The 14,447-nt window shown below is 59.8% G+C and carries 18 protein-coding genes and 1 pseudogene; 12 read left to right on the top strand and 7 right to left on the bottom strand.

The window, feature by feature from the left end:
- The 9 genes from AC1DCM_RS17395 to AC1DCM_RS17355 all read left to right on the top strand — a co-directional run bounded on the left by AC1DCM_RS17395 (nucleotide 1) and on the right by AC1DCM_RS17355 (nucleotide 8,697).
- Nucleotides 1-903, top strand: coding sequence for a sugar phosphate isomerase/epimerase family protein (locus AC1DCM_RS17395; protein WP_477516841.1), 903 nt, complete (start codon nucleotides 1-3; stop codon nucleotides 901-903).
- A complete protein-coding gene (locus AC1DCM_RS17390) occupies nucleotides 900-1,892 on the top strand; it encodes a Gfo/Idh/MocA family protein (RefSeq protein WP_477516840.1) in 993 nt (330 codons plus the stop codon). The genes AC1DCM_RS17395 and AC1DCM_RS17390 overlap by 4 nt, the downstream gene beginning before the upstream one ends.
- A gap of 98 nt (nucleotides 1,893-1,990) precedes the next feature.
- Entirely contained in the window at nucleotides 1,991-3,163 is a 1,173-nt protein-coding gene (locus AC1DCM_RS17385) for an MFS transporter (RefSeq protein WP_477516839.1), read from the top strand.
- A gap of 107 nt (nucleotides 3,164-3,270) precedes the next feature.
- Nucleotides 3,271-4,533: an ABC transporter substrate-binding protein gene (locus AC1DCM_RS17380; RefSeq protein ID WP_477516838.1), complete on the top strand. Its 1,263-nt coding sequence runs from the start codon at nucleotides 3,271-3,273 to the stop codon at nucleotides 4,531-4,533.
- Nucleotides 4,534-4,591: 58 nt separating this feature from the next.
- Nucleotides 4,592-5,506: a carbohydrate ABC transporter permease gene (locus AC1DCM_RS17375; RefSeq protein WP_477519171.1), complete on the top strand. Its 915-nt coding sequence runs from the start codon at nucleotides 4,592-4,594 to the stop codon at nucleotides 5,504-5,506.
- Entirely contained in the window at nucleotides 5,503-6,363 is an 861-nt protein-coding gene (locus AC1DCM_RS17370) for a carbohydrate ABC transporter permease (RefSeq protein WP_477516836.1), read from the top strand. The genes AC1DCM_RS17375 and AC1DCM_RS17370 overlap by 4 nt, the downstream gene beginning before the upstream one ends.
- Nucleotides 6,360-7,346, top strand: a complete 987-nt coding sequence (locus tag AC1DCM_RS17365; protein ID WP_477516835.1) for a Gfo/Idh/MocA family protein — start codon at nucleotides 6,360-6,362, stop codon at nucleotides 7,344-7,346. The genes AC1DCM_RS17370 and AC1DCM_RS17365 overlap by 4 nt, the downstream gene beginning before the upstream one ends.
- A gap of 61 nt (nucleotides 7,347-7,407) precedes the next feature.
- Nucleotides 7,408-8,157, top strand: coding sequence for an SDR family NAD(P)-dependent oxidoreductase (locus tag AC1DCM_RS17360; protein ID WP_442003645.1), 750 nt, complete (start codon nucleotides 7,408-7,410; stop codon nucleotides 8,155-8,157).
- A gap of 75 nt (nucleotides 8,158-8,232) precedes the next feature.
- Entirely contained in the window at nucleotides 8,233-8,697 is a 465-nt protein-coding gene (locus AC1DCM_RS17355) for a VOC family protein (RefSeq protein ID WP_477516834.1), read from the top strand.
- A 176-nt stretch (nucleotides 8,698-8,873) separates the two neighbouring features.
- Here the strand turns inward: AC1DCM_RS17355 and AC1DCM_RS17350 are convergent, their stop codons facing one another.
- Nucleotides 8,874-9,134, bottom strand: coding sequence for a type II toxin-antitoxin system RelE family toxin (locus AC1DCM_RS17350; RefSeq protein WP_442003647.1), 261 nt, complete (start codon nucleotides 9,132-9,134; stop codon nucleotides 8,874-8,876).
- The gene (locus tag AC1DCM_RS17345; protein ID WP_442003648.1) at nucleotides 9,131-9,397 is read right to left on the bottom strand and encodes a type II toxin-antitoxin system Phd/YefM family antitoxin; all 267 of its coding nucleotides are present in this window, start codon (nucleotides 9,395-9,397) and stop codon (nucleotides 9,131-9,133) included. The genes AC1DCM_RS17350 and AC1DCM_RS17345 overlap by 4 nt, the downstream gene beginning before the upstream one ends.
- A 273-nt stretch (nucleotides 9,398-9,670) precedes the next feature.
- Between AC1DCM_RS17345 and AC1DCM_RS17340 the strand changes: the two genes are divergently transcribed.
- Genes AC1DCM_RS17340 through AC1DCM_RS17330 form a run of 3 tightly spaced genes read left to right on the top strand, consistent with a single transcriptional unit; the run spans nucleotide 9,671 to nucleotide 11,338 of the window.
- On the top strand, nucleotides 9,671-10,261 hold the full coding sequence (locus AC1DCM_RS17340) for a molybdopterin-dependent oxidoreductase (RefSeq protein ID WP_477519170.1): 591 nt from the start codon (nucleotides 9,671-9,673) through the stop codon (nucleotides 10,259-10,261).
- On the top strand, nucleotides 10,212-11,009 hold the full coding sequence (locus AC1DCM_RS17335) for a ferredoxin reductase (RefSeq protein ID WP_442002447.1): 798 nt from the start codon (nucleotides 10,212-10,214) through the stop codon (nucleotides 11,007-11,009). The genes AC1DCM_RS17340 and AC1DCM_RS17335 overlap by 50 nt, the downstream gene beginning before the upstream one ends.
- Nucleotides 11,006-11,338, top strand: coding sequence for a DUF6510 family protein (locus AC1DCM_RS17330; RefSeq protein ID WP_442002448.1), 333 nt, complete (start codon nucleotides 11,006-11,008; stop codon nucleotides 11,336-11,338). Before AC1DCM_RS17335 ends, AC1DCM_RS17330 begins: the two co-directional genes overlap by 4 nt.
- A 390-nt stretch (nucleotides 11,339-11,728) precedes the next feature.
- Here the strand turns inward: AC1DCM_RS17330 and AC1DCM_RS17325 are convergent, their stop codons facing one another.
- The 5 genes and pseudogenes from AC1DCM_RS17325 to fdxA form a co-directional block, all read right to left on the bottom strand.
- A complete protein-coding gene (locus AC1DCM_RS17325) occupies nucleotides 11,729-11,953 on the bottom strand; it encodes a hypothetical protein (protein ID WP_477519181.1) in 225 nt (74 codons plus the stop codon).
- 34 nt (nucleotides 11,954-11,987) lie between these two features.
- Nucleotides 11,988-12,047: pseudogene (locus AC1DCM_RS17320) on the bottom strand (TMEM175 family protein); the annotation flags it as partial.
- A 312-nt stretch (nucleotides 12,048-12,359) separates the two neighbouring features.
- On the bottom strand, nucleotides 12,360-12,656 hold the full coding sequence (locus AC1DCM_RS17315; RefSeq protein ID WP_442018082.1) for a type II toxin-antitoxin system HicB family antitoxin: 297 nt from the start codon (nucleotides 12,654-12,656) through the stop codon (nucleotides 12,360-12,362).
- Between the two features lie 45 nt (nucleotides 12,657-12,701).
- Nucleotides 12,702-13,619, bottom strand: a complete 918-nt coding sequence (locus AC1DCM_RS17310; RefSeq protein ID WP_477516682.1) for an NADP-dependent oxidoreductase — start codon at nucleotides 13,617-13,619, stop codon at nucleotides 12,702-12,704.
- A 506-nt stretch (nucleotides 13,620-14,125) separates the two neighbouring features.
- Nucleotides 14,126-14,443: a ferredoxin gene (gene fdxA, locus AC1DCM_RS17305; protein ID WP_477516683.1), complete on the bottom strand. Its 318-nt coding sequence runs from the start codon at nucleotides 14,441-14,443 to the stop codon at nucleotides 14,126-14,128.
- Nucleotides 14,444-14,447 lie beyond the last annotated feature (4 nt).

Genomic DNA, 14,447 nt, shown 5'->3' with positions numbered 1-14,447 from the left:
ATGCGGCTAGCTGGTCACACACTAGGCACCCCGGACCACACGGTTCCCCAAGCAATTAATCTCTTCCGATCGGTGGGGCTCGATGCCGCCGAAGTCATCTACCAGGATGACTACAAGTCCGGGTTGCCTTTGGGTGACCATCGCGCCGCGATGGAGGCACTGAAAGCGGCCGAAGGCGCAGGTGTGCCCATAGTGGGTCTGACGCCATACACCACCGCCATCAATGCCCTGGACGCCGTGGAATGGCGCAAAGCAGTCGACGAATTCCGCGGCGCCATAGAGACCGCACACCTGCTCGGCGCCGACCGGGTCCGTGTTTATGCAGGTTCCTGGCACCCCGGTGACAACGATCACGCGGCACGATGGGCAAAACTGCGTGAAGCCTTGGAGACCCTCGCGCCTGAAGCAGGCCAGGCAGGGGTTCGCCTTTGCGTTGAAAACCACTTCGGCACTATGACCCAGACCGCTGCGGACACCGCTGCATTGGTCCGGGAAATCGCCCATCCTGCTGTCCGGGTTCTCTATGACCAGGCCAACCTGACATTCACGCACGACGAAAACTACGAAGAAGCCTTCGCAATCCAAGGCGATCTGATAAGTCACGTCCACGTAAAGGACCTCGTCTTCACCGATCCCAATGCCACCTTCCGCGCCACTGAAACAGCCCGAGTCAACGCTTCCGAGCGGGCGGTCCGCTCCCGCGTCGTGGGAAGCGGCGTGGTTCCCTGGTCCCAAATCCTCGCCACGTTGCTGCAGCACGGCTACGACGATGTGCTGAGCATCGAGCTTGAATACCGGTGGCACCCCCAAGACCTCCCTGCGCCCGAAGATGGATTCCGCCAATCCGCCGCAGTCCTGCGCTCAATGCTCTCTGATCTCTCTGAAGTAAGGAACGCCCGATGAACACGAATCGTCTCCGCGTCGGAGTTGTCGGCGCGGGCAATATCGCCACCATCGCCCAATTACCCACGCTCGTACAACGCGACGACGTCGAATTAGCAGCCCTCGTCTCCCGGCGTGAAGATCCCAGCGGTCTGGTGCGGCGCTGGGGCTTCAACTCCGCTTTTAAGACCGTGGAGGACATGTTGGCCTCGCAGGAACTGGACGCTGTCTTTGTACTGACACCACGCGCAGAGCACGCCCATGCCGTCCAACTGTGCCTTAATCGTGACGTCGACGTGTTCTGTGAAAAGCCATTGGCCCCGGCAACCGATGAGGCAGAACGCCTTGCAGATCTCGCCGACGAACGCGGTCGGGTGCTCATGGTCGACTTCAACCGCCGCTATGCGCCCGTCTATACAGCCGGCAGGGAAATTTTCGGAACCAACGGCGCCACCTTCTGCGTCGCCCAGAAAAACCGCCCCGGATCTGAATACCGCGCGACGTTCGAGAACGCCATTCACATGGTCGATCTCCTCCGCTGGTACTGCGGCGGCGAGCCTGAACACGTCGCCGCCCACGCCGCCGGTGAGGACCCTTGGGAAGAAGACGGCCTCGCAGCAACCATCCGCTTCAGCACAGGGAATACAGGCGTCTTGATGGCGGCCCGTACAGCGGGAGCTTGGAACGAAAAACTGGACGCCTACGGTGACGGAAAGACCGTCGAAGTCAGGGCACCCGAAACGGTTTCCACCACGATCAACGGCGTCACGACATCACGGGAACTTAGCGCCGAGGCATATGGCTGGGCGACAGCCACCGACACTCTGGGGTTTTCCGCCGCCGTTCACCACTTCCTGGACCGGGTCGCCGACAGGGGGCAACCCCTGACTTCTGGCCGCGAAGCCGTTCACACGCAACGCCTGCTGGACCGGATTCTCGCTTCCGCCGGCTTGCCCACAGAAGAACAAGCCGGCCGCGAATGGGCCAGCCACGCAGTCAGCGGAAGCTGAAGCACCAGGCGAGACCGCCCAGCACCACGTCAGGTCTACGAAGGCGGTTCACCGTTCTTCTCGGCATTCTCCTGGTCGCCTTCAGTGCCAGGCAAGCGGTGTCGGCAGCATCCCCACTCCTTGACGCAATAGGTGAGGACCTTCCACTCGATGCCGTGTCAACAGGGACGCTGGGGATGCTGCCGACGGCCGGCTTCGCCTTAGTAGGCTTTCTGGCTCTCCCGCTCGTGCGTCGCATCCAGCTGGAGCATCTGCTTTTAGTTGCACTCCTGCTGACAACCTTGGGTCAGGTCGGACGCGCAGTGGGTTGGACCACCCTGGTCTTTTTGGCTTTCACCTGGATCGCCATGCTGGGCATCGGGATGGTCAACATCGTGGTTCCGCCGCTTCTGATGAAGTTCTTTCCCAAGAGAATCGGGCTTCTCTCAGCCCTTCACGTGACTCTCCTGGGCGTCAGCACGGCCATTGCCGCCCAATGTGCCACACCCTTGGCCAATCTTTATGGCTGGCGGTTGTCAGTCGGCATTTGGGCGGGCTTCAGCGCAGTCGCAGCCCTGCCCTGGCTGGTGGTTCTTGCCGGGAAGTGGAAAGCCGAGCGCAGCGCGAAGCCAATAAGTCGTGACCCTCCAGCGCCACCTGATAGCGCGATACAGCCCTGGCGATCCTCGATCGGCTGGGGTATGGCGCTAATTTTCGCCGGATGCTCAAGCAATACCTTTGCAGCCCTGATGTGGCTTCCGGCTGTTTTTGTCGACCGGGGGATGAGCGGGGAAACGGCTGGCTCTATGCTCGCGCTGTATTCAATTATCGGCCTGCCTGTAGGTCTGATCGCGCCTCTGGTGGTAGCACGAATGCCTCGCCCCATGCCCATCGCGGTCCTGTTCGTTGTCGCGTTCGCCATCGGCTACGCGGGCATCGTCTTTGCTCCACCAGCTTCTGGAGTCGTGTGGGTGGTCATTGCTGGGTTGGGCCAGGGTGCCTATTCCTTTGCGTTCACGATGATCAACAAACGCACCAGAACGGAAGCTGGCTCGGGGGCACTATCGGGGTTCGCCCAGGGAGTCGGCTACGCCCTCGCCGGCATCGGCCCACTGCTTTTTGGTCTACTGCACCAACCAGGCGATAACTGGTTGCCCTCTTTCAGTATGCTCGGAGCCTGGCTTTTGGTGCTGACCGCGGGAGCCATAATGATCAACAACCCACGCTGTCTGGACGATGTACGCGAAGCCGGCACACCAGAGCATCAAGCACCTCGCCTCTGGATCAAATAAATCCTTGACAGACCCCTTCGGCCATCTTATGTTTATTGCAACCGATCTCAGCAACCGATCTCATTCGGACTGAAGCTAAATGCAACCGATCTCAAAGGAGAGACGCAATGATGAGAAGCTCAGGCACTTTGACCGCCGTGGCCCTTACCGCGGCACTACTGACAGGCTGCTCGAGCACCTCGGGCGACGCAGGCAACGAGAAAGAAGATGGTCCAGTGGTATTGACGTACTGGGACTTCATGGATCCGAGCCAGAACAATCCGCGGGCCGCGGCGCTGAAGCAAAACATCGAGAACTTCGAGAAAGAAAATCCCAACATCGATGTCCAGTTGTCAACGGTTTCCTTCGGAGACATGATCAGCAGGCTCCCGCAGGCAGCAGCAGCGGGCCAGACACCCGACGTGGTCAAAATGTTCGCCCCGGTGGTCCCACAGATTGCAGCCGCCCAGGTCTATCAACCGCTCCCGGACGAAGCTAAGCAGGTCACAGACTGGCTGCGCCCTGCAGACAAGCTGGCGGACAAGGACGGGAAGCAGGTAGCGGTGCCGTACGACTACCGGACCTGCACGCTGTACTACAACGACAAGACCCTCAAGCAGATCGGAGCGGCTGTCCCCACCACCTGGGACCAGGTGGCGGATGTCGCCGGAAAAGCAGCAGCCGCTGGCTACACAGGGTTCGGCACGGGCTTCTCCGGTGTCGATAACTCCGCGATCATCTCGACATTTTTTGATTGCTTCATGAGTGAGGTGGGACAGGACATCTCGGATAAGGACGGCAAAGCCGCTTTTGACACCGACAAGGGTAGAGAATTCGCCGACTTCCTTGTCAAGCTCAAGAAAGCCGGAGGCATGTCAAACAGCGTTGTCGGCGACCAGTACTCCACCGTCACCGACGGCCTGCAGAACGGCACAGTTGCTATGGCGGTCCTTGGAACAGAACGCCTTCTGACACTGCAGAAGGCCAACCCGGACATCAAGTCCGCCACTCTTCCCAAGGCTTCGAATGGTTCGAACACAGGATCGACCTTCGGCTGGACCCTTGGCATTGGTGCGGGAAGCAAGCATGCCAAGGCGGCTTGGAAGTTCATTGAATACATGACCGGACCGAAGGCTGGTGCATTGATGGCAACCGGAGGTGACGTACCCACTCGTTCCGCGACCTTCAAGGAGCCATACTTCAGCACGCCCGAAGCGAAGACGGTACTGGATGTGAGCAAGTTCGTTGAGGAACACAGCGAACCGCACACCTACCCGGACAACTGGATCGCCATTGCAAGTGGCCTCGCCGGCGCCGGCCAGGAGTTGTATCTCAACAACCGGTCAGCGGACGAATTCATGAAGATTGCCCAGGACGCGGCCAACAAGTGAGGCTCGTTCCCGACAGGAACATCGACGCAACTGCACTGGTCCCAGGAAAGCGAAACCCATGTCAGTGACACAAACACACCGCACGGCGCGGAGCACCACGCCCCCTGCCAGGTTAGCCCGGACAGACCGCGCTGTATGGCTCTACGTCGTCCCGGTCGTAGCGGTCTTCCTCTTCGTTTTCGTCGGGCCCCTGATCTACACGGCCTGGACTGCCCTGCACGAAACCACGTACTACCAGATCAAAGAGTTCTCCGGGCTGAATTCATTCACGGAGCTCTTCTCAGACAAGGATCTGCCAAAACAAATCGGTACCACTCTTGCCTTCTCACTTGGTGCCTTGGCAATCGCCCTGCCGCTGGGGTTTGCCTCTGCAGCGGTACTGAACAAGATCATCCGCTTCAAGCGGACGGTTCGAAGCCTGTTCCTGCTTCCTTGGCTGATGTCACAAGCCACCGTCGGCACCCTTTGGCTATGGTTCCTTAATCCCAACTATGGTCCGGGCACAGCTATCACCAAGGCTTTGGGCTTCGGCCCCACGGACGTGTTCTCATCGCCCGGTTCTGCCTTGGTGGCTGTAACCCTCATCACCGCATGGTGGTCCTATCCTCAGGCCATGGTTCTGTTCCTGGGTGCCCTGCAGACCGTTCCGAATGAACTTTACGAGAGCCTCCGCGTCGATGGGGGAAACGCCTGGCAGGGATTCGTGAACATCACGCTACCCTTCCTCCGGAACACCATMGTCTCGGTCGTCGTCGTCCTGCTCATGCTCTATGTACAGATGGTGACCATCATCCTGGTCATTACGCGAGGCGGCCCGCTCGGCGGCACGGAAACCCTCTCCATGCGTGTATTCAACAAGACATTCCAAGACTTTGACCTCTCGGGAGCCTCGGCAACTGCCATTCTGCTCTTCGCTATCAACATCGCGCTGACCCTGGTAGCCATTCGCTTCCGACGGAAGGACACCCTGTGACTGCTGTAATCCCGGCCAAACGCCGACGTCCTGGGCAGATTCTGCGGCGGGTGCCCATCTGGGTAATTGTTGCTGTAACAGCAGCCCTTGTGTTGCCTCCAATCCTTTGGATACTGTCGACCTCCTTGAAGACTGAAGCCAATACCGTGGCTTTCCCACCGGTGTGGATCCCGGCCCCATTCTCCTTCGACAGCTACGCCGGCCTGTTTACCTCCGCTAATGTTCGCTTCTTTGCGAACTCAATCATCTACGCCATTGGATCGATTGTTCTCGCCTTGGCAGTGTGTGTACCGGCAGCGTACGTCGCCACCCGTTTCCGCGGCCGTCGTATGGAAAGCCTCATGACGGGCATTCTGGTGCTGTCTATGGTTCCGGGTGTTGTAGTCTTCATCGCGCTCTATTCCATGTTTGTCAAAACGTCCCTCATTAACAGCTACCCTCTGCTGATCCTGGTTTACACGGGCATAATCTGCGGACAGACGATCCTGTTTCTTCGCAATTTCATCGAGAACATTCCGGTTGAGATCGAGGAAGCTGCGGCAATTGATGGCTGCAGTCGACTTCAAATACTTATACGGATTGTGCTGCCACTGATCCGTCCGGGTATAGCGGCCGTAGCAATCTTCATCTTTGTGTTCGTCTGGAATGACTTCCTCGTCGGAACCGTCCTGGCAACCACCGAGGACATGAAGACCGTGCAGAACGGCATCGTCCGGTATATCTCAACCGGCTTCGGCAACTTCTGGGCGTCCTTCGGCGCGTTCGTTATTGTCGCGTTCATTCCCGTCCTGGGCATTTTCGTCGCATTCCAACGCTGGTTCATCGCGGGCCTGACCTCCGGTGGTGTCAAATCATGAGCGCACAGGCAACTGCTCCTCGTGTAGCCGTCGTCGGAGGGGCCGGCTGGGCAGGATCACGGCACGCGCGCGCATTCGCCGCGGCGGGGGCCGACGTCGCAGTCATTGTAGAGAAGGACGAGCGTGGCATTGCGCTCGCTCAGGTGTTAGGCGCACAGTTGGTGCCCAGTGCCCAGGAACTCGACCCTGAGCACCTGGACCTGGTTGTCGTAGCATTGCCCACTACGGTGCAGCCGCTCATGGTCGCAGATTTGCTGAACAGGGGATTCCGTGTGTTGACGGAAAAGCCGGTAGCTGCAGATGCCGAAGGCGCTGCGGTCATGGCTGCCGCTTCTGGTGTAAATGAGAGGCTTATGGTGGGGTACACGCTTCACCATCATCCCGCCGCCTCAATTGCCTCTCAATGGGTCAGGAACAACGACGTGATCGCTGTTTGTGTTCGTTCGGTCGCCCATAAAAAGGACATCAACTCGTGGCGCGCTGACCCGAAGGAGGGTGGCGTCGCCGTCGTGAATGGCATTCACGCCATCGAACTGGTCTCATCATGGTTTGACGGTGACCCAAAGGTGCTGACTACCAGTACCAGCAGCAGCCTGTATGGGTCCCCGGTGCCAGAGCATGTCATATCCGCCCTCGAATTTCCTGAGGGTGCCGTATTCACGATGCAGAGCTACTGGTCTCCCTGGCAGGAGCCGGAAGGTCTCAACCAGGGCGATTGGAGCCTCACCATCGATGTCCTGGCAACTACAGGCCGGCTGTTGTGGTCCAACGATTCAGTTCACATCTGGGACCGTGACGGTGGCCATTCCGTGAACACTTTCGAGCCCTCGGATCTCTTCCTTCGCCAGGCAGAGGCGGCGATAAAGTTCTGCGCGGGTGAAAGTCCCGCAGTCGGGTTCGCTCAAGCACTCCACGCTACAGAAATCGCCGATGCCCTCCTGGCAGCGGCAGTTTACGGCGCTGAGGATGTGGTTACCCCGTAGCATCGCGAAAAACTAGACAGTGGCACCGGCCGAACTGAGCAATACCAAGTAAGGATTGAAAATGAGCCTCAAAGACCAAGTGGTTTTGGTAACGGGATCGAGTGGGGGAATCGGCGACGCCGCCGTCAGCGCACTCACAGCGGCAGGCGCCGTCGTCATCGGCGGGGACCGGTCCCCTAAAGAGGGCCAATCGCTAAAGGAGTTCTACCCCCTCGACATCACGTCGGAAGAACAATGCGCGACCCTTGTTAAGGACATCGCAGCCAAATATGGTCGAGTAGATGTCCTCATCCATGCAGCCGGAGTGCTGGGCCCCACCCCCAACATCATGGAAACAACCACAGAAGAATTCGACTCAATTCTGAGGATCAACGCCACGGCGACCTTCACGATGGTGCGGGAGACCGCCAAGTCCATGCTTGAGTCCGGCACGGCCGGCGCCATCGTCGTCCTGTCCTCCGTCGCGGCCAAAGAAGCACGCCTCAATTACTTGCCGTACAACGCGAGCAAGCTCGCCGTTCTGCACATCATGTGGTCATTCGCCGAACTGCTTGGGCCTGACGGCATCTCAGTCAACGCCATCGCCCCAGGCCCAGTGAACACACCCATGCGGGCACAGTTCGACAAGGATTCCGGCTCGGGAGCGGCTGCCAGCAGGGCAAAGAGGGCAGCCCAACTGCCGATGCGCCGGTTTGCCGAACCCGAGGAAGTCGCCCGCGCCATCCTTTTCCTTGCCGATCCGGACAACCGCTACATCACGGGAGTGTCTCTTGATGTGGCAGGGGGAGCACATCTGGGAATCGGAACCTGAATCACCAGGCGCGGGGTTTCACAAACCTTGAGGCCCCGTCAGGGCCGAGCCCCTCCGCAATTAACAGGGAGCGAAGTGAAAGCCGAAATCAGACATCATCACACTGCCCTTCATGTCGCGGACCTGGAGCGTAGCGCACGGTTCTATGCCGACGGGCTAGGACTGGTCCGTTCGGAGGCTTGGACGTCAGGGTCCTACATAGGCGAACTCTTCGGCCGTCCGGGCGTAAAGGTCAGAGCGCTGCTCCTCACGACGCCTGACGGAACCTTTCAGTTGGAACTCGTCCAGGTCGAGGATCCTCCAACCGCCATCAACCCCACTGAGGCGCAGCCGGGAACGGCGCACCTTGCCTTCACGGGTGTTGACGTCCGGAAGGTGTTCGCTGAGATGACGGCGCTCGGATATGGTGCGTTGTCCGAACCGGTTGGGCCTGATTCCGGCCCAAATGCAGGGGGTCTGCTGATCTACTTGCTCGACCCGGATGGTAACCGGGTGGAGCTCATTCAGGCACCGGACTGGCGGGATCGCGGCACATCCTGACAAACAACACGCGCACTAAATCCGGAGCCTCTTAGGAGGTCGACCGAGAAGGGCCATAAATGAAACGGGCCCTGAGCCTCATCGATAACGACGCTGGCCGTCGACGCGGTGAATGGCGACCTCGCCGCGTGCTCAAGACAACCCGACAGCGCCTGACTTGGCGGTATCGTCCTTGCCTAGTGCTGGTAGATGTCCCGCCGGTGGCCCAGGGCGACAACCAGGACGATCAGCTGCCCGTCCCGGATCTCGTAGATGATCCGGTAATCGCCGGTGCGCACGCGCCAGTCGCCGCTGCTTCCGGCGAGCTTCTTCGCCCCCGGCGGGCGCGGGGTTTCGGCGAGGAGTTCGATGGCGGCCTGGATCCGCCGGCGTGCATCGGGTGGGAGTTTGCGCAACTGCCGCAGCGCGGCTGGCGCGACCTGCACGGCATAGCTCACGCCAGGCCCAGTTCCGCCTTGACTTCCTCCCAAGGCACCGGGCCTTCGCCGGTGTCGGCCATTTCGGCCCGCGCCGCGTTCGCCGCCCGGAGGTCTTCCAGGTCTTCGGCGGCTTCAATCAGCGTGGCGAGGTCTTCGGCGTCGATTAGCGCCGCGACGCGGCGGCCACGGCGCAGCAGATACACCGGTTCATGGCTCACCCGGGCGGTATCGACTGCCTCCGAGAGCCGGCTCCGTGCGTCCGTCACAGTCATTTCGCTCATGCCCCAATCTTAGACTCGCTAGCGCTGAAATGTACATCAGCGCGGAAAGCGCCGAAACCCCGATACTGGATGTTCCATTTTTTCTGCCATGTCGTGGAGGAAATCCAAGTCCTTCGCTGAAGCGGGGGCCGGGACAGTTTCTATGGCAGCGCGCGCGGGTATGCGGTGTGCACTGGCTTACCCTCGTCGATCCCTAGACCCCGCGCACAGCTTGCCCTATCGTTGGGGCATCAACGGTCATTGGCCGGAGGAGCTCCGCTGCGGAGGTAAATCATGGGTATCATTTCTTCCGGTTTCCGTGGACGACGGTCCGAGAATTCTGCGTTGCCTCCGGGACAGCATGAAACGCAGGACTTTCCCGTTCTGACGGCTGGACCCGCTCCGCTCATTCCCGCCGATGAGTGGGAGTTCTTCATTACGGCGGAGGATGGCCAACGTCTCGCGTGGTCCTGGGATGAGTTCATGGCTTTGCCGCAGGAGGAGATCACCGAAGACATTCACTGCGTGACCAGCTGGTCAAAGCTGGGAACGACGTGGCGCGGAGTTTCAGTGGACACGCTTTTCGAAAACGTGGAGACCACCCGCGACTTCGCCACCGCCCATTCCTTCGGCGGCTACACAACCAATGTTCCGCTGTGGGATCTCCTGGGCGGTAAGGCCTGGGTGGCCTGGGAATTTGATCACGAACCTCTTGAACGGGCACACGGCGGTCCGGAGCGGCTTTTGGTGCCGCATTTGTATTTCTGGAAAAGCGCCAAGTGGATTCATGGCTTGGAACTGACTGACGAAGACGTTCCAGGTTTCTGGGAATCGAATGGATATCACCTTCACGGCAATCCGTGGCGCGAGGAGCGGTACTCGTGAGGCCTTTGCCGTGAGTTCTGTATGGCGGGTCGCGGAAGTGGTGGGCGGGGAACTGGAAAACGCCACAGCCCGAACCATTAGGCTGCGCGTGGATGGTTTGATGGGATATCTGGCCGGGCAACACATTGATATCCGCCTCACCGCAGAGGACGGGTATACAGCCATCCGGTCCTACTCCGTGGCATCGGCAAGTACGGATGAGCATCTGGAAATCACCGTTGATGAACTGCCCGACGGCGAAGTGTCACCTTACCTTGTCCGGGACCTGGCCGTGGGGGACCAGTTGGAAATCCGGGGACCGGTGGGCGGCTGGTTTGTCTGGCGGCCAGCCAATGCGAACCCGGTGCAGCTGATCGGGGGAGGGTCAGGTGTGGTGCCGTTGATGTCGATGATCCGTGCCCATCGGGCGTCCAACAGCGGGGCCCCTTTCAGGTTGCTCTATTCCCTCAGATCTCCGGATTCTTCGCTTTATCGGGACGAGCTGCACCGTTTGGATCAGGAATCAGCCAAGCTGATGGTCGATTACATCTACACGCGTTCGACGCCGGACGGCTGGCCGGCAGCGCCAGGTCGCCTTACTTCCGAGGGCCTTTTGGGCAAGATCTTCCCAACAGAGGAGAACCCCGATGTTTTTGTTTGCGGCCAAACCGTCTTTGTGGAGACCGTTTCGGACTGGCTTGTAATGGCCGGTTATCCGCCGGAGTCCATAAAGACCGAGCGGTTTGGCGGGACGGGAGGCATCCGGTGAACAGCACCGACGACTTTGCTGTCCCCGAGTCCGATGACCAGGACATTGCAGCAGCACCCCATGACCCGATTCCGTATGTAGACGGGAACGCCGCAGCCGGCGCCCTATCCGAAGTGTTCCGCATCGACATCATCGCGGCGCTGGGACGCTGCAGACACTGCGGTTCCGTCAGGGCTTTTGGCGAGGCCATGGTCTTCACCGACGCGCCCGGAATTGTGGTCCGGTGCCGCGACTGTCAGGGCGTGCTGCTGCGATTGGTCCAAACACCAACCAAATACTGGCTGGATTTGAGTGGCCTCAGCTACTTGGAGATCGACCGCGAAGAGTAGGCGTCCGTTGCCTTGGCACCGCGAGCGGGGCCGCCTCACTGCCCAATCCTGGAAGATGTGAAGTTTACCCATGCGCTGGCCAGGAGTCGGTCACCGGTTCTCCTAAGTCTGAATAGGAGTGAGCTTATTCCTATTTTCTGGCCAAAGTACGAATAACGGCGTCATTGGTGATGGCTTGTGACGATCCAGTGGCGAGCAGCGCGGGTTGCCACCGCAGAGACGCTCCGGCGCTTCTCGTCGTCGTCACGGTGGTGCTTGGTGTATTCGTTCACCGGGAGGCTGCGGGTTCCCACCCGTGAACGCGTCTGTCGAGCAGCAGCACCAGAACCAAGTTCCTGATTCGGCGCGCAGGGCTGCTAATCGTCGCGTGGTTAGGAGTGAAGTAGCCGATTAACCGCCGCCATTATCGCTTTGAGGAGACCTGGCGACAAAGTGCTCAACCCGGCGGTCCGGGACCAGCCAGATCAGCGCCACAACGGTGAAGATGGCGATCCCGAACAGGGGCTGGACCAGGGTGGCTGCGATGCCGGCCATGTAGATCACGGGGGATGCTTTGCCTTTCCAGTCCCGGCCGACAGCCCGGGCAAGGGTGGTTGTTCCAGTAGATCCCGACATACACGAAGCTCAGAAGGTAGCTGAAGAGGGTCGGCAGAACTGCGGCCACGCCCTCCCATGTTGGCGTTTCCGGGGTGTGCAGCTCCAGGACCATGATGGTGATGATGATGGCCAGCACGCCGTCGCTGAACGCCTCGAGCCGGTTCTTGTTCACCGACCCCGGTCCCGTCGCACGTAGCACTGCTTTTGGCTCACCCTGTCATCAGCCATAGTCGGCTCCTCTGAAGGTCTGCACTGTCGGGGACGACGCGCACCTGGTGGATAGAGTACACCCGGTCGCCGAGTGGCCCGCCAGCCCAAGATACAAACACCAGCGGAGGCCGCCTCTCGCATCACTTTGTGCTGCCACTCCTCGGTCCTGCAGAAAGCCTCGTGATCATCTCCGGTGCCTGGGGATATTCCTGGCTCACTTCTTGCTATCGGTCAGCCATGCGTCCAGTTCCTCATCAGTGGAGGAGTCAATCAGTTGTACTAAAGCCCAGTTGTCTCGATGGTTTGGGGCCGCGCGGAGGTGGTCCTCCCAGTCTTCGGCGTATTCACGGAGAGCATCGATTAGATCAATGGTCGCTTCTTCCAACGTCGTCCCGTCAGCCGCCAGGGGCAGGCCGGGCAGGAACATGCCCCAAACCCCGTCCTCGTTGACGACCTGCGCTTTTGCCGAAACGTTATTCACTAAGAATTCCTTGGACAATCTGGTATTCACCACAGAGGCGGAGCCCTCCAAGCTCAATCATAGACAGGCTGCAACCTATGGACGCACCTGGATGATCGTCTTCCCATTCCGGCGCGCGGAAGGATTGAGGGCATTGAGCGCATCGTCGAATTCTCCGACGTTTCCGATGTTTGTCCGCAATCGTCCGTCTCGGATTCGCTGGACGATTTCACCCAGCTGCGCACGATCCGATTCGACAACGAAATCCACTGCCAGACCATCCCGAGGGCGGGATTCAACCGGCCCGGTGATGCTTACCAGCGTTCCGCCGGGCCGGACCAGGGCCGCTGACTGCTTCTGGATATCGCCCCCAATCACATCGAATACCAAATCAACCTCGCCGATCTCTTGCAAGGTGTCGTTCGCGAGATCGACGAACTCGTGCGCTCCGAAGTCAAGTGCCTTCTGTCGATCGGCAGTGCGTCCTGTGCCGATGACGTAGGCGCCCGCTTCACGTGCCAGCTGAGTTACCATCGTTCCGACTGCCCCAGCGGCGCCGTGCACCAGAAGGCTCTGCCCCGACTGGATGCGGCCATGAATAAACAACCCCTGCCATGCGGTCAGGCCAGAGATGGGCAGACTCGCGCCAACTGTGAAGGCGACGTCCCCGGGCAGCGGCGCTAGGTTACGTGCCTCCATCGCCACATACTCCGCTAAGGTCCCATCTCGGTGCCAGTCCGCAAGGCCAAACACGCGTTGACTCACAGTCAGCCCTGTCGTCCCATAACCGAGCGAGGTTACGACGCCGGCAACCTCGTGCCCAATGATGGAAGGTGTCCGATCCCGTCCGGCTCGATCAGTCGAGGTCGAGGGCCACTGGACCTCGGTCGGGACGAATCCCGCGGCATGAACCTCGACAATGACATCATTAATAGATGCCGACGGCTCCGGCCGTTCGGCCATCCTCAGCCCGGCCATACCGGCGGACTGATCTGTCACAACAATTGCTTTCATCAAAAGCTCCCTGTACTCGACCCTGGCCTACAGGGCGGTTTTACTTTTGTAGCTTTAGCTTCCACTATTTTGCCGAGATTGAACCCCGGGTGGGTAGGTTCTGGTGTCGTGGTCCGGTGCCGCGACCTCGAGGGCGTCCTGCTCCGGTCGGTGGAAACACCAACCCAATATCCAGCCGTTTTCTGCTGGTACCGCTTCGGCACCATCGAGCTATGTCTACGAATCTGGTTGCCCTGAAGATCTCGATCCACGACCGGAGAAGTTGGCCGCAGAGGAACACACGTACAAGTCCCCGCTCCTGTTGCAGGGGGCAGAGTTGGTTCTGCAGCGCCATGCACGCCTAAATGAAATCAGTGAAGGCCTTGATTTCGTCACGAGTCATGATGCTGAGCTGCTGACGCGCCTTGAGGACGCATGACGGCATATCTGGACATTGAAGACGCCCCTTCACGTCGTTGATCGGTACGGCTTCCACACCCGCGATGTTGGCTCAGCCTCGGCGCCGCCTAGCTGCCCGCCCGCAAAGGCTCCGCGATCACCCCAGGATGATCGCGGCCGGCATTCTCGAAAAACTCCGCCTCGAAGAACCCATCCTCGAAGAACTCCGCGTTCGCCCTGATGTAGTCTGCCCACTCGTCAGGGACATCGTCCGCGTAGTAGATCGCCTCTACGGGGCACACGGGATCGCATGCCCCGCAGTCAACGCACTCGGACGGGTGGATGTAGAGCGAGCGTTCGCCCTCGTAGATGCAATCCACCGGGCATTCGTCAATGCACGCCTTGTCCTTCACATCTACGCAGGGCTGCGCGATCACGTATGTCATGGCG

This window comes from Paenarthrobacter sp. 10N417 (assembly GCF_056394745.1).
The sequence above is the reverse complement of the archived record's forward strand: the minus strand, read 5'-3'. Positions and strand labels throughout refer to the sequence as shown.

Bases quoted from the DNA above. Each gene is read 5' to 3' on its own strand.
- AC1DCM_RS17395 (WP_477516841.1), top strand. From the start codon at position 1: ATGCGGCTAGCTGGTCACACACTAGGCACCCCGGACCACACGGTTCCC.
- AC1DCM_RS17390 (WP_477516840.1), top strand. From the start codon at position 900: ATGAACACGAATCGTCTCCGCGTCGGAGTTGTCGGCGCGGGCAATATC.
- AC1DCM_RS17380 (WP_477516838.1), top strand. From the start codon at position 3,271: ATGATGAGAAGCTCAGGCACTTTGACCGCCGTGGCCCTTACCGCGGCA.
- AC1DCM_RS17365 (WP_477516835.1), top strand. From the start codon at position 6,360: ATGAGCGCACAGGCAACTGCTCCTCGTGTAGCCGTCGTCGGAGGGGCC.
- AC1DCM_RS17360 (WP_442003645.1), top strand. From the start codon at position 7,408: ATGAGCCTCAAAGACCAAGTGGTTTTGGTAACGGGATCGAGTGGGGGA.
- AC1DCM_RS17345 (WP_442003648.1), bottom strand. From the start codon at position 9,397: ATGAGCGAAATGACTGTGACGGACGCACGGAGCCGGCTCTCGGAGGCA.
- AC1DCM_RS17340 (WP_477519170.1), top strand. From the start codon at position 9,671: ATGGGTATCATTTCTTCCGGTTTCCGTGGACGACGGTCCGAGAATTCT.
- AC1DCM_RS17335 (WP_442002447.1), top strand. From the start codon at position 10,212: ATGGATATCACCTTCACGGCAATCCGTGGCGCGAGGAGCGGTACTCGT.
- AC1DCM_RS17325 (WP_477519181.1), bottom strand. From the start codon at position 11,953: ATGTCGGGATCTACTGGAACAACCACCCTTGCCCGGGCTGTCGGCCGG.
- AC1DCM_RS17310 (WP_477516682.1), bottom strand. From the start codon at position 13,619: ATGAAAGCAATTGTTGTGACAGATCAGTCCGCCGGTATGGCCGGGCTG.
- fdxA (WP_477516683.1), bottom strand. From the start codon at position 14,443: ATGACATACGTGATCGCGCAGCCCTGCGTAGATGTGAAGGACAAGGCG.